Annotated in this window: 12 protein-coding genes; 5 read left to right on the top strand and 7 right to left on the bottom strand. The window is 37.6% G+C overall.

What is annotated here, in order from left to right:
• The first annotated feature begins 10 nt into the window (after nt 1–10).
• The 3 genes from F4V44_RS22335 to F4V44_RS22325 all read left to right on the top strand — a co-directional run bounded on the left by F4V44_RS22335 (nt 11) and on the right by F4V44_RS22325 (nt 2,369).
• Nucleotides 11–994, top strand: coding sequence for an aldo/keto reductase (locus tag F4V44_RS22335; RefSeq protein ID WP_150442224.1), 984 nt, complete (start codon nt 11–13; stop codon nt 992–994).
• 91 nt (nt 995–1,085) lie between these two features.
• On the top strand, nt 1,086–1,706 hold the full coding sequence (locus F4V44_RS22330) for a polysaccharide deacetylase family protein (protein ID WP_150442223.1): 621 nt from the start codon (nt 1,086–1,088) through the stop codon (nt 1,704–1,706).
• A 42-nt stretch (nt 1,707–1,748) separates the two neighbouring features.
• Nucleotides 1,749–2,369 (top strand): YesL family protein, encoded by a 621-nt coding sequence (locus F4V44_RS22325; protein WP_150442222.1) that lies wholly within the window; start codon nt 1,749–1,751, stop codon nt 2,367–2,369.
• Nucleotides 2,370–2,451: 82 nt separating this feature from the next.
• Here F4V44_RS22325 and F4V44_RS22320 read toward each other — a convergent pair whose 3' ends face one another.
• The 5 genes from F4V44_RS22320 to F4V44_RS22300 all read right to left on the bottom strand — a co-directional run bounded on the left by F4V44_RS22320 (nt 2,452) and on the right by F4V44_RS22300 (nt 8,258).
• Entirely contained in the window at nt 2,452–3,348 is an 897-nt protein-coding gene (locus F4V44_RS22320) for a carbohydrate ABC transporter permease (protein ID WP_150442221.1), read from the bottom strand.
• A gap of 20 nt (nt 3,349–3,368) precedes the next feature.
• On the bottom strand, nt 3,369–4,244 hold the full coding sequence (locus tag F4V44_RS22315; protein WP_150442220.1) for a carbohydrate ABC transporter permease: 876 nt from the start codon (nt 4,242–4,244) through the stop codon (nt 3,369–3,371).
• 74 nt (nt 4,245–4,318) lie between these two features.
• On the bottom strand, nt 4,319–5,623 hold the full coding sequence (locus F4V44_RS22310; protein ID WP_396897512.1) for an extracellular solute-binding protein: 1,305 nt from the start codon (nt 5,621–5,623) through the stop codon (nt 4,319–4,321).
• Between the two features lie 106 nt (nt 5,624–5,729).
• Entirely contained in the window at nt 5,730–6,515 is a 786-nt protein-coding gene (locus F4V44_RS22305; RefSeq protein WP_150442219.1) for a response regulator transcription factor, read from the bottom strand.
• Nucleotides 6,516–8,258, bottom strand: coding sequence for a sensor histidine kinase (locus F4V44_RS22300; RefSeq protein ID WP_150442218.1), 1,743 nt, complete (start codon nt 8,256–8,258; stop codon nt 6,516–6,518).
• 400 nt (nt 8,259–8,658) lie between these two features.
• Here F4V44_RS22300 and F4V44_RS22295 point away from each other — a divergent pair, with 400 nt between their 5' ends.
• Nucleotides 8,659–9,813: an endo-1,4-beta-xylanase gene (locus tag F4V44_RS22295; RefSeq protein ID WP_150442217.1), complete on the top strand. Its 1,155-nt coding sequence runs from the start codon at nt 8,659–8,661 to the stop codon at nt 9,811–9,813.
• 360 nt (nt 9,814–10,173) lie between these two features.
• On the opposite strand, the gene F4V44_RS22290 is transcribed toward F4V44_RS22295, so the two are convergent.
• Nucleotides 10,174–11,277, bottom strand: a complete 1,104-nt coding sequence (locus tag F4V44_RS22290) for an ABC transporter ATP-binding protein (protein ID WP_150442216.1) — start codon at nt 11,275–11,277, stop codon at nt 10,174–10,176.
• Nucleotides 11,278–11,389: 112 nt separating this feature from the next.
• Nucleotides 11,390–12,295, bottom strand: a complete 906-nt coding sequence (locus F4V44_RS22285) for a PucR family transcriptional regulator (RefSeq protein WP_150442215.1) — start codon at nt 12,293–12,295, stop codon at nt 11,390–11,392.
• Between the two features lie 491 nt (nt 12,296–12,786).
• On the opposite strand from F4V44_RS22285, the gene F4V44_RS22280 reads away from it, so the two are divergent.
• A complete protein-coding gene (locus F4V44_RS22280; RefSeq protein ID WP_150442214.1) occupies nt 12,787–14,040 on the top strand; it encodes a DUF5068 domain-containing protein in 1,254 nt (417 codons plus the stop codon).
• Nucleotides 14,041–14,618 lie beyond the last annotated feature (578 nt).

The following is a 14,618-nucleotide window of genomic DNA, read 5'->3' as shown; positions in this document are numbered from 1 at the left end:
AGCTAAAAATATGAATTATCGTGAATTAGGAAATACGGGAATCAAGATTAGTGAAGTCAGCTTTGGTACTTGGGCAATAGGCGGTGCATGGGGAAAGACAAATGATACAGAGGCACTTAAATCCTTAGAATTTGCCATTGAGCAGGGTGTTAATTTTTTTGATACAGCAGACGTCTACGGAGATGGACATAGTGAAGAGCTGCTGGCCAAGGCCACAAAGGGTAAGGAAGATCAAATCTACATTGCGACAAAGTTTTGCCGACAAGGTGATATTTTCGATCCGAAGAATTATAGTTATGAAAAAGTAAGTGCTTATTGTGAGGATAGTCTGCGCCGTTTGAATCGTGAATCCATTGACTTGTATCAGATTCATTGCCCAGCAACTGAAATTTTAAGAGACGGCAGTGTATTTGAGGTGCTTGACCGCTTGCAGGGCGAGGGGAAAATTCGTCACTATGGTGTCAGTGTGGAAACCGTTGAAGAAGGGTTAATTTGCTTGGAAAATCCAAATGTTAAGAGCTTGCAGATTATCTTTAATATGTTCCGCCAGAAACCATTGGAAAAGTTAATGCCAGAGGCTTATCAAAAAGGTGTCGGACTATTAGTCAGATTACCGCTTGCCAGCGGACTGCTTACGGGTAAATTTAAACAAGATCATGTTTTTGAAGAAGATGACCACCGCCGTTTTAATGAAAATGGAGAGGCGTTTAATGTCGGAGAAACGTTTGCAGGTCTTGGTTTCCAAAAGGGTGTAGAATTAGCTGATCAGTTAAAGTGGATTGCAGAGGGCCGTCCATCCATGGCAAGTGCAGCATTACGCTGGATATTGGACCAAAAGGAGATTACTGCCGTGATTCCTGGTTTTAAAAATGTTAAACAGGTCGAGGGTAATCTTATCGCACTGGATACAAAGTCATTCTCTGAAGATGAAAAGCAAGAAATTCAACGTTTTTATAATGAGAAAGTGATGGATTTTATAAGAGGTCCTTATTAATAAAAGAATTTACTCTTATTTAATAAGGAAAACGAGACTGTCAATGGATAGTCTCGTTTCATTTGAAAGATAGTAAAAAGGAGGAATATAAATGACTGGGGTCATGATGATAAATGAAGTTCCAACCAAACAAAAGGTCGTTGCGATTACTTTCGATGATGGACCCAATCCGATTTATACACCTCAAGTGCTGGATATCTTTTTAAAGGCAAAAGGGAAAGCGACATTCTTTGTGGTTGGAGAGCAGGCAGAACAAAATCCTGAGATTGTAAAAAGGGCTTTTGACGAAGGACATGAAATAGGAAATCATACATATACACACTTTAAATTGTCCCAATTACGACAACAACAGTGTATAGAAGAAATAGAACGGAATGAGCAATTGATACAGAGCTTGACCGGCCAAAAGCCTGTTGTTTTTCGTCCTCCTTATCTTGATTATCATCAAGAGTTAACTGCAATCCTAGAGGAAAAAGGTTACTCAATGATCGGAGCGTTAAATCTGGAGGCTCGGGATTGGGAACAGCCCGGAACCGAACATATTCTGTCAGCATCAAGAAGCTGTATAAAAAATGGCAGTATATTAATTTTCCATGACGGCTTTAATGACCGCTCACAAACCGTCGAAGCGGTTCAGATACTTGTATCAGAATTAACAACACAGGACTATCAACTTGTGACTGTTAGTGAACTTTTAAAGCAAACTCGGTAATAATATAAAGAAGCATTATGGAACTTTGTTTGGAGGGATTACATGAGTAAAACGGCTAATCGTGCTTTTGCTGCGACCGAATGGATCACTAGATTTGCCTATATTAATCTATTATGGATAGGGCTTACACTAATGGGACTAGTCGTCTTTGGTTTCTTTCCAGCTACGATTTCGATGTTTGCGGTCATCCGAAAATGGCTGATGGGTGAAACGGACATTCCAGTTTTCCGAACCTTTTGGGAAACCTACAAATCAAATTTTTTTAGAAGCAATGGATTAGGACTTATCATTGTTATCGTTGCTGGACTGATTGTTCTTGACTTAGTTTTTATGAGAAATGCAGGGGGAAGTTTTATAAATGTCATTCAAATTCCTATCTATTTATTTATGTTTGCCGCAGTCATGACTATGTTGTATCTGTTCCCGATTTATGTTCATTATGAGTTGAAACTGACCCAAATGATCAAAAACTCATTTTTAATGATGCTGATTAATCCAATTGAAAACCTCGTCATGATTGCTGGAATTGTTTCCATATTCTTTGTCGTAAAATTTCTGCCTGGTTTAGGCTTTTTCTTTGGCGGGAGTCTCTCGGCAGCTGTTATCATGTCTACCTGTTTTATCGTCTTTAAAAAGATGGATAAAAAGAGACAATTAACTTAATGAAGACAAATGAAAAAGACAGAGAGGAGAGTTTCACTTTTAAGGTGAGAACTTTCCTCTCTGTCTTTTGTCTTTTAACCAATCAACCTTTTACAGAACCTGCAGCCATACCCTCAACAATTTTATCGCTTAAGAATAAGAAAGCAAGCAGGATAGGAACAATACTGATAACAAGAGTAGCACCAATGGCGCCCCAATCAGTTAAATATTGACCTACGAAATTGTTGATTCCAACTGTTAATGTTTTCCATTTATCAGAACTGATAAAGGTATTAACGAATACAAACTCGTTCCAGTTGTAAATCATGTTAATAATTCCTGTTGTTGATAATACCGGTACCGTCATCGGCAGGGTAATTTGGAAGAAAATTCGGTGAATCGAACAACCATCCACTACTGCAGCTTCTTCAATTTCACGTGGGAAAGTCTTATAGAAGCCTAGTAAAATCATAATCGTTAATGGTAAGTTAAAGGCCGTATAAGATAATACAATTGATACAGGACTGTCAATCAAATTCATGCTGTTATACATGTTAAACAATGGAATTAACGTAGAATGTAATGGAATCATGTAGGCTACTAAAAACAATCCAAGAACAAGTCCGCTAAATTTCCAACTCATTCGTGTAACAGCAAATGTTACGAAACTAGCTAGAATAAGAGTAAGAGCGACTGATAATACTGTAATCCAGACACTATTAAAGAAATAAAGACCAATATTACCGGAAGTCCAAGCTTTTGTATAGTTTGCCCACTGTGGGTCCTGCGGTAAAGAGAAAGGAGACATTCCAAACACTTCTTGATTTGTTTTGAGTGAAAAGAAAACCAGCCAAACTAATGGGTAAATCTGAATAATAGCAAATATTCCTAGTATAAGATAAAGAAATCCAAATCCGATTTTGTTCAGGAAAGATTTCTTTGATTTATCGGGAACGGAAAGGTCCAGTGTTGCTGCTTGTGGTGAACTAACCTTACTCATTTGTTTCTTCCCCCTTAATGTTATTGAACATCATCTTTAGATTTCGTTAATTTCGAAGTTAACCAAGTCATAACAAGACAGAGTACTAATAGTCCAAAGCCGATTGCACTACCATAACCGAAGTTATTTAATTTGAATGCTTCTTTGTACATATAGGAGGCAATTACTTCACTTGCTCCGTTTGGACCGCCGCCAGTCATAACGTAAATCAAATCAAAATATTTTAATGATCCTACAACTGCTAGCATAACTGTTACTTTAAAGATTCCAGAAATTAGAGGTAATTTAATTTTAAAAGCAATTTGTAATGGACTGGCACCGTCAATTTTCGCTGCCTCAATCACTTCATCAGGTACATTTTTTAATGCTGCGTAATAAATAAGAATATAAAATCCTGCATATTGCCAAATAACCGGAATGAAAATAGCGAAAAGAGCAATAGCTGGATCTGCTAACCAAACCGGTGTATTTTCTACACCAAACATTTCAAGCAATTTATTTGCCATTCCGTTTGTTGGGTCAAATATCTTCATCCACAATTGTGCAATGGCAACAGATGATAATAGCATTGGGATTAAGTAAATTTTACGTAAAAGGTCAGAACCTTTAATTTTACTGGCTAACACAAGAGAAATGGCTAAGTAAAGCAATAAGCTGGCTGTTGAGAAAACAGCTAACAGCAGGGAATGCCAGGTGCTTGTCCAGAATACTTTATCTTGAATTAATGTTACATAATTATCTAAGCCAATAAAGGTCATTTGACCAATACCGTCCCAATCCATGAGACCGTAATAACCTGACAATACAATTGGAATATAGATAAGAGCTAGAACGAGAAATAAAGCAGGGAGTGTATATAGAGCGATAACGAATTTATTTGACATTACCTTCTTCATGTCGGTATAGTCCCCTTCCTTTCTATAAAGAAGAGGACATATTTAAAGCAATATGCCCTCTTTCAATGCAATGATTATTTCTCAGCAGCAAGAGCGTCTTCTTGGGCTTTAGTAAATTGTTTTGGAGTTGATTCTCCTCCGAATAATGATTGAATCTGATTTAAGTGAACATCAGCTACTTTGGCAGACATTTGAACATCAGCATAAAGTGTAAGGTTTGTAGCATTCTCTAAATCTTTAAGAATATCAATGTACATTGGGTGAAGTTCACTATTGTTTGTATCAACGAATGTTGCAGGGATAACACCAGCATCAACAACTGAACGCTTGCCCCATTCTTCAACTAAGTAAGAAACAAATTCTTTTGCTTCTTCTTTTACTTTTGATTGCTCAGATACGAATAGACCTACACCAGGACCACCTACATAACTATCAACGTTTCCTTTTCCGCCTTCATAAGCAGGGAACTTGAAATAACCCACTTTGTCTTTGAATTCTTGAGCAACATCTGGAGTTGTTGTATAGTTTGGAAGCTCCCAAGTTGCCATCATGTACATTGCAGCTTGTTCATTCATGAAGTAACCTTTTGCTTCATCATTTGATAATCCATTGAAACCTTTAACAAATGCTCCCATATCAACTAGGTTTTTAACCTCTTCAGCTGCTTTAACTAAAGCTGGATCTTCAAAGCTTCCAGTACGATTGATAGCATTATTTAATACTTCAGGTCCGCCAATACGGTCTGCAAGATACATATACCACATAGAGCCTGTCCAGCGGTCTTTGTTTCCAAGAGTAATCGGAGTCACTTTGTTATCAGTTAGTGTTTTAACAACTTTTAAGAATTCATCATACGTTTTTGGAGCTTCTAGATTATACTTTTTAAAGATTTCTTTGTTGTAGTACACTGGAGTAATGTTTAACTCAAGTGGTAATGCATATGTCTTTTCTTCAAAGGAGAAAGCATCAAGTGTACCGGCAACGAATTTGTCTTTTTGTGTAATATCATCTAATGAAGCGAACATATCTCCTTCAACGAATGGTTTCATATAACCAGCTGCCCAAGTAATCCCTACGTCCGGAAGTTCATTTGAAGCAGATAATACTTTAATTTTTTCTTTGTACTGCTCGTTTCCTAGAATCTCTGTTTGAATATCTACATCAGGGTTTTCTTTTTCGTAAGCTGTGATAATGTCATCAACAATTGTATATTGAGCATTTGAACTGCCTTCAGGCCATAAATGCATCATTTTGACAACGGTTTTATCGCCGCTTGCTTCACTTGATTCATCTGATGAAGAGGAAGAGCAGCCTCCTAAAATTAAACCGCCTGTTAATGCCAAAGACATTACGGCGGAAAACGCTTTCTTTTTATTCACTATTAAAACCCCCTATTGTATATTCTTCTCTGCCTTACGAGATTTAGTTTACACTAGGGGGGGTTTTTAAAAAAGGGAACTATGATTGGGAAAAATACTACTATTTTTAGAAAGCCCTTTCATTGTTTGTTTTTCGGTAAACGCTTGGTGTTACACCTTCATTATCTTTGAATAGTTTAATGAAATATTTAGCAGTTTTATATCCTACTTCTTCAGCGATTTCATTGATGGGAAGATTGGTTGAAATCATTAATTCCTTTGCCCGCTGGATCCTTCGTCTTGTTACATATTCGCTAAATGTAAGCTTGACTTGCTCCTTAAACAGCACACTAAAGTAGCTTGGATTCAAATGGACATGACTAGCGACGTCCTTTAGCGTTAACTCATCTTTAAGATGCTGGTCAATGTAGGTAATGGATTCGCGAATGGTATCTTTGGCTGAATCGATTTTGGTGTTGGCATCAACAATTTTTTCATCTACTACCTTTTCGATCATTCCTACTCGCAGCTGTTTCTCTAACACCTGAACGGCTTCTTCCACCGCTTCAATCAGCTTCTTTTTCCCAACCGGTTTTAGAAGATAGTTCACTACACCGAGTCTTAACGCTTCCTGAGCATACTCAAACTCGGAATAGGCAGAGATTACAATGACAACAGGAGACATGCCTTTTTCTTTAATATTCTTTAATAGCTGCAGTCCGTTCATCTCAGGCATCCGGATATCAGTAAGCAAAAGATGAATTTTTGTCTCTTCCGCAATCCGGAGTACATCCTCTCCGCTTTCAGCGGTGTGGATGGTAAATTCACCATTACTCCAGCGTTCCAATGTTCTTTGTAAACCCTGTCTTGTTGTTGGTTCATCATCAACTATTACAATATTTTTGGTAATCATTTAGTTCCCCCCATCAACCGGTATTTCAAAAGATATCTTTGTTCCTTTTGTTAATTGACTTTCAATCAAAAGCTCTGAATGTGAAGTTTTCTTGTAATATAATTGCAGCCGTTTATAAACATTCGAAAGGGCCATTCCTCTCCCGCTTGATGAGGAGGTACCGCCTGTCTTTAAGGATTGAATCACCCACTGAAGGCGATTTTGATCCATGCCATTTCCATCATCTTGAACGGTAATGATAATGCGTTCTTTCTCTTCATGTTTGACTGGCTTAACCGTTACAGCAATATGACAGTCACCCACTTTGTTTCCGGCTCCATGGAGGATTGCGTTTTCAACTAAAGGCTGAATGATTAATTTGGGAATTCTTACAAGCTCATATTCTTTTGGAACAGAGGCTTGCCAATGCAATCTATTCCCAAACCGCATTTTCATGATTTCCATATAGTTGCCGATATGCTGGATTTCGTCTTTTAAAAATACCCAATCTTCATCCGTTTCTTTTGTTATGGTATAACGAAATAAATTCGACATCGCTAACACAAGCTCCGACAACTCTTCTTCCTCTTTTTCTTCAAGGGACCAATGGAGCGCATCCAATGTGTTGAAAAGAAAATGTGGATTGATTTGCGCTTGCAGGGCCTTCAATTCACTTTGACTCCGTAAAATCTCTTTTTGGTAAACCATTTGGATTAGATGATTCGTTTCTTTCACAAGCTGATTATACGTACTGTTTAATTTATTAATTTCATTGACTGAAGGAACACTTGGGTTTAGTGATAATGAACCTTCACTTGCATGCTGCATGGTTTTTGTTAATCGCAGGATTGGTCTTGTTATCATGGTTGAAAGGAAGAAGGAGCAAATGGTAAAAATCAATACGCCAACCACACCAGATAAAATAATACCTGTCCGAATTCCAGACATTCCTTCTGTTAATTCACTTACAGGAGTTAGAATAAATACAGTCCAGCCAGTAAGGAGAGATGTTTGCTTTATCACCATATAATCTCGCTCGTTTAGTTGAACGGTACGTTCGTTGTTTTTGATAATATTAGATAAATCTCCAGAATAATTTTGGATAATTGGTTTTTCATCTTGATCAATTAGAATGGAGTATTGATCGTTTGCATGCGGTTCATTTGCAAAATGAAAGTGGTTCCGGTCAATACTAATCAAAAGATACCCCCCATTCCGATATTGTCTTTCCATTAAGCTAACCCTGCGAATGGCAAGAAAGTTGTTTTTGTCATATGGGTCGTCCCCAATCCAAACCATTCTGCCTTTTGCTTTATTCGCCTCATCAATCCATTTTAGATTAATTCTGTTTGCTAATAGGCCTTCACCAAGGGGGAGAATACGCTCTTGATTGCCTGAATAAAGCTGTACCGAAAATATCCCCTCTGTATTGCCCATTATTCTATTCACATGCCCCATTAATTGCTGGCGTTCACCAAACGTTAGTGTGATACCGTCATAAACATTGGTTAGCAACTGTTGGACCTCTTCATCTGAAATTACAAGTTTAGACGAGATGTTAATTTGCTGGTAGAGGGTATCTATTCTGCCGTTTGCTTCAATGGCTACTTGCTGAAATTGTTTTTCGGCATTATTTTGCAATAATGTGGAAACTTGTCTCAATGTTAGAAGACTGACAATCAACAGAACGATGATCATAACAAGTAAAAAGATAAACAAAATTTGGTTCCGTAATGTATTCCATTTCTTTAGTTGTTTCAGCATCAATTGTTCGCCTTTCCTTGTAAAGATAAACTTTATTTATTAATTATACAATGTTTGATAAAAACCTGTCCTATTTTACAAATACATGACTATTTTCCGATGTGAATGATTAATTATACCCTGATATTAATAATAAATAGGAGAATAAATCTGGTTATATTTTATTATTTTTGTGAAAAGTCTAAAAAGTTAGTTTATTTAGTAGATAAACCAAGAAAAGAGCTGTTATAATCGGGTTACGTCAGGACAAACATCCGGTTCAAGTTTTTATTACTCTATATGTAAGCCCTTACTTTTTTATTCTTTGACGAGAAGATGATTAAAGAGGGGGGAAAGTTAAAGTTTTTTCAGCAGCTAAAAAACTACTAAAATACTTTGAAAAATAAGGAGAGAAGAAATCATGCTTAAAGTATTACGTAAACCACTTGTTTCTGGATTAGCTTTAGCACTTTTATTACCTACTGGACTGTCTAGTGTATCCGCAGCGGAAAATGAACCGGTTAGTGCATTAAATGCGCCGGTTGAGCTTGATGAGAGATATGCGAAACTATTCGATATAGGGGCAGCTGTTGAACCTTACATGTTTGAAGGGAAAGATGCTGAAGTCTTAAAGCGTCATTTTAACAGCCTAGTTGCTGAGAATGTTATGAAACCGATTAATATCCACCCTGAGGAAGGAAAATTTAATTTCGAAGAAGCGGATAAAATCGTTAAATTTGCCAAAGAAAACAATATGAAGCTGCGTGGCCATACCCTTATTTGGCACAGCCAAGTACCAGATTGGTTCTTTATGGATAAAGACGGAAACCCAATGGTTGAAGAAACAGATCCAAAAAAACAAGAAAAGAACAAGAAACTTTTACTAAAACGTCTTGAAACTCATATTAAAACAATCGTTAAGCGATATAAAAATGATATTAGCTCTTGGGATGTAGTCAATGAGGTAGTAGATGATAATGGGGAATTACGTAATTCACCTTGGTATCAAATCACAGGTACTGATTATATCAAGGTCGCTTTTGAAACAGCAGACCGTTATGCAGGAAAAGACGCAAAGCTTTATATTAATGACTACAACACGGAAATAGATCCAAAAAGAGAAACCTTATATAAGCTGGTCAAAGAATTAGTAGAAGAGGGAGTTCCTATTGATGGAGTGGGACATCAATCTCACATCCAAATCGGCTGGCCTTCTATAGATGAAATTGAGAAAACGATTAACATGTTTGCAGACCTTGGCTTAGACAACCAAATTACCGAGCTGGATGTTAGTCTTTACGGCTGGCCGCCAAAACCTGCGTATCCAACTTATGGTAATATTCCAGCAAGTGAATTTGAACGTCAGGCCGATCGTTATGATCAATTATTTAAGTTATATGAGAAATTAGGAGATAAAATCAGCAGTGTAACATTTTGGGGTGTCGCCGATAACCATACATGGCTAAATGACCGTGCTGAACAATACAATGATGGTATAGGCGTAGACGCACCATTTGTCTTCGATAACGACTACAACGTTAAACCATCTTATTGGGCAATTATTGATGAAGAATAAGATAAAGTGATTTATGAAGAAACCAGGTCTATTCGACTTGGTTTCTTTTTATGGACCTTTGTTGTTTTTTTAACTTCATTCAGCAGAAGTCCTCCACTTCTACAAGTGGGGGATGAATGCAAGTTGCTCTTCGATTCAGTGGGGGTCAAACCCCAGCTGAATAAAGTTAAGCCTCCGGCGGATGTCACGGATTTTTTAAAGGTAATTTATCGAGCGAGCTCGATAAAAATCCGGACGCAAATTCGACGGGGCGAATTTGATTAGACAAAAAGGACTGTCCCATAAAGTGCCTAGCACATTTACTTGGAACAGTCCTTTTTCAACATTTATATCCATCAGACAAAAAGTCTACTGTTTGTTTTACTCTGTGCGAATTCTTTTTTCTGTTTCTTTGTCAAAGAAATGTAGTTTGTTCATGTCAAGGGCTAGTTCAATTTTGCTTCCTGCTGGGATATGTCCGCGCGAATCAATACGGGCAACAAGAGGTTGGCCTTCTAGTGAAGAGTAAATCATTGTTTCTGCCCCTGTTAACTCTGATACTTCTACATTAATCGTAATCTTAGAATCTTTGTACGTGTCAATAAAGATCTGTTCATCATGGAAATCTTCTGGGCGGATGCCTAGAACGACTTCTTTTCCAACATAACCTTCCTCACGAAGTACCTTCATTTTTCCTTCAGGAATTGCAATAGATATATGTCCAATCACAAATTTTCCATTTTCAACTTTTCCATTAAAGAAGTTCATGGCAGGAGAACCAATAAAGCCGCCGACAAAAATGTTTTCTGGTTTTTCATAAACTTCCTTCGGTGAGCCCACTTGCTGGATTACACCATCCTTCATAACGACAAGGCGAGTTGCCATCGTCATTGCCTCTGTTTGGTCATGCGTTACATAAATCGTTGTTGTATTCAAACGGCGGTGAAGTTTGATAATTTCTGTACGCATTTGCACACGAAGCTTGGCATCAAGGTTTGATAAAGGCTCGTCCATCAAGAAAACTTTAGCATCACGTACAATTGCACGGCCTAACGCTACACGCTGGCGCTGACCTCCAGAAAGTGCTTTTGGCTTACGCTTTAAGTATTGCTCAAGCCCTAATATTTTTGCTGCTTCCGTCACACGGCGGTCAATTTCTTCCTTTGAGAATTTACGAAGCTTTAGTCCAAAGGCCATATTATCATAAACCGTCATGTGCGGATAAAGAGCGTAGTTCTGGAACACCATTGCGATATCGCGATCCTTCGGAGCCAAATCGTTCACGCGTTGATTATCAATGTAGAAATCTCCTTTGGAAATTTCCTCAAGGCCGGCAATCATGCGGAGAGTAGTAGACTTTCCACATCCGGAAGGGCCAACAAACACAATGAATTCTTTATCTTGAATATGAAGGTTGAAGTCGTTTACTGCTGTTACTTTATCATCGTAAATTTTATATATATGATTTAATTTTAATTCTGCCATTTTGCATCCTCCTAAATGTAAGGGTTTACAATGATAATTTACCAGCTATCAGTTATTTAGGCATGGGCAAAATGAACAAAATTATTTGTTCGTTTTTTATGCACAGTGAACATTAGCCCTTATTTTTGGCTAGCAGACAGGCAATGTAAACGGTAAGAACACTGTTAATTTCTTTTAAATCGATATTTGTTTTTTCAGAAAAACGATTCAGGCGATACTGCAATGTATTCCGATGGATAAACAGCTTTTTTGCAGCAAGAGAAGTATTTGAGTTATGTTCGAGAAATACTTTCATGGTATCCCTTAATTCAGTGTCTTCTTTTAAAATATGAATGATATCAGTATAAAGCAGCTCACTAGCTGCTTTTGGCAGATTGGCGGCTAATATGGTCGGGAAGATTTTTTCGAACGAAAAGATTCGTTCTGTAGATAGATGTTTTATTGCTTCAAGAAAGAGCTCTCTTTCAAGGAAAAAGTCTTCTCTTAGCTTTCTCGTTCCATTGCGAAATTTCCCAATATAAAAGAATGATTTAATATAAAAATCACTTTCAAGAGTAACAGAAATGGATTGAAAATCATCTTCACTATAGGCCATCTCCGTTTTTTCTTCTATAACGATTCCATTAGATTCATCCAACCATATAAAGGCTAAACATTTATGGAAAAACTCCTTGATAGCCATTTCTAAATCTTTAATGTTTTGATCAATGGTATTAATTTGAAACTGAATGAATCGGATATTCGTTTTTAAATTAGTTGGGGGTTTATCTTCATTAAAGAGAAAGGAATGCCATTCCTTTGCTGATCCGATTAAACTTACTGAGTGATCAAGGGAAACGATTTCGTATAGTGTGCTTAATAGTTCTAGTTGACCATCACTTATTTCGGATTTGGGTACCCCAAGCCAAAAGGGTTTGTTTCCATCATCTTTAAACCAATAAAGATCGTTCCTCTCTAAAGAAGGTGACACATCTGTTGCAATGGCAGTTGGAAAGTAGGTCTGGAGTTTTTTTAGCATCTTGTTAATCCCTCATTTAGTTATGTAAAAACTTAATGCATCCACTATAAAATTTTATTCCTTCTAAATGCAAGAGAACGGGCTCGAGTCTCTTTTACCTCATGAATAAAGGCATATTAAATAGTCATTTTCTAAAAATGAATATTTATACCTATAACAGCCTCTTGCTATTAATTAGTCAACGCTTGGTGTAACGAATCGTTAGGGAAATGGTGAGATTTTGGCTCATAGTCCTCTCAAACAAATATTGGTTAGTTAGTGTGCAAATAGGACTATCATCAGGTGAATAAAACAAACGTCTGATTTTGTCGAATGAGGGCCATAATAACTATTTGATGAGTAGAAAATAAGATAGAGCCAATTAGATCAATTGATTTATATGGTGAATTTTGTCATTATGTAGTGAGAGTTTTTAGGGAATGATTCTTATTCCTTACTGGATCTATTAACATCATTAGAGACAAACAATTTCAAGGGGAGGCAGTAGAAATATGTTGAAGAGTAAGAATTTATTTTGGACTATTGTGATTTCCTCATCGCTGCTTTTAGCTGCATGTGGCGGCAATGATGAAAAAGCTTCAACGACAGAGGAAGAACCAGCAAAAACGGAAACAACCGAAAAGGCTGATCAAGAAGAGAAAAAGAATGAATCTGACAAAAAGGAATCTGCAAAGGATAGCGGCGGGGTGTTGAATCCATTTATCGCTGAGGAGTCAGAAGGAACAGTTGAAGTCGTGTACACAAACAAAGAACCAAACTACATACATGATATGAACGGCTTCAAGGTATCTGTCGACGAATACCAGATTGTTAGTTTAAAAGATATCCATAAAGATTACACGTATGTATTTGATGAACAGCAAGAGGGTTACATCATTACGGCAAAGGTTACAATCGATAACACGACAGATAAGCCAATGTATTATACTTCTATCATGAATATTGAAGTAGCAAATGAATTTGGAATCTTCCCATCTCAATCAAGATTATTCGTGAAAGATGAAGAGACGGTTTTTTCTAAAAAGGAAACCGATCCTGGCAAATATGCTGCTGGCGAAAAGGTAACCGGCTTTGTTACTTTTGCTCTTACAAATGAAGAGTATCAGTCATTAGCAACAGTCAATCCAAAGTTTGTCATTGAAGGCGGAGTAGCTGATAATGACTCATTCAAAGGTTCATTTAAAGGCGATGCTGTCTTTGATTTTATTTATAATGATGACCAAAAGGGTAAATTAGCAAGTCAGCCTGACTTTTATCAGGACGAATTATTGCTGCGGGATATGGCCGAGAAAAAGATGATTTTTGAGAGAAAAGATATTGGTCAAACACAAGTGCTTGGTGATGTAAATATTACGCTTGACGGAATCCAATATACAGAGGTTATTCCTACAGAAGCCTATAAAGAAGCTTTCGCTGATTTTGGTGACAGCGGTATTGTGGCGATTACAATGAATTTAATTATTGACAATACATCACAAGAGTCTTTAAGTGCATACTGGACCTCTGGAAAGTTAATTGTTGATGATACAAGAGCGACCTATCTATCAACTGGCCAGTTGGAGCCAGATGGCGTAGATGAAATTAAGCCTGGCGAAAAAGGCGAAAAAATGATTGTCTTTTTACTTCGCAAAGATGAGTTTGGTATCTATAAGAAGTTTGACCTTGAGCTTGGACCGCTTCGCAGCATGGATAACCAAGACCTTGCAAAAGGCTACACTGTTACATTTGAATTACCAAGGGAATAGAATAATAGGTTAATTTTCGCCTTCGATGTGAGGGAAGACATAGTTGATGAGGCTTCTCAAGTGTTCACTGAACAGCTTGAGGGGCCTTTTTATTTAGATTTTTAAAAGGAAAGATTTGATAGTGCCCGCGAGAGGGGAGTTGGAAGAGAATTGGTCACTAAGAGAGGGTGATAGTGCCCGTGAGAAGGGAGTTGGCAGGGCATTGGTCATTAAGAAAGGGTGATAGTGCCCGCGGGAGGGGAGTAGGAAGGGAACTGGTCGCTAAGAGAGGGGGATAGTGCCCGTGAGAAGGGAGTAGGAAGAGAACTGGTCGCTAAGAAAGGGGGATAATGCCCGTAAGAAGGGATTAGGAAGGGAGCTGGTCACTAAGAAAGGGGGATGATGCCCGTGAGAAGGGAGTAGGAAGGGAACTGGTCACTAAGAGAGGGGGATAGTGCCCGTGAGAAGGGAGTAGGAAGAGAACTAGTCATTAAGAGAGGGTGATAATGCCCATGAGAAGGAGGGATGGAAGGTTTTATTTTATTTAATAACCGTTATTTTGGTATAAATTCAAAAATAATCCAAATAAATGTTATTTT

This window comes from Niallia endozanthoxylica (assembly GCF_008710145.1).
Classification (GTDB): Bacteria; Bacillota; Bacilli; order Bacillales; family Cytobacillaceae; genus Bacillus_BD; species Bacillus_BD endozanthoxylica.
This window is presented reverse-complemented; position numbering and strand designations above follow the sequence as displayed.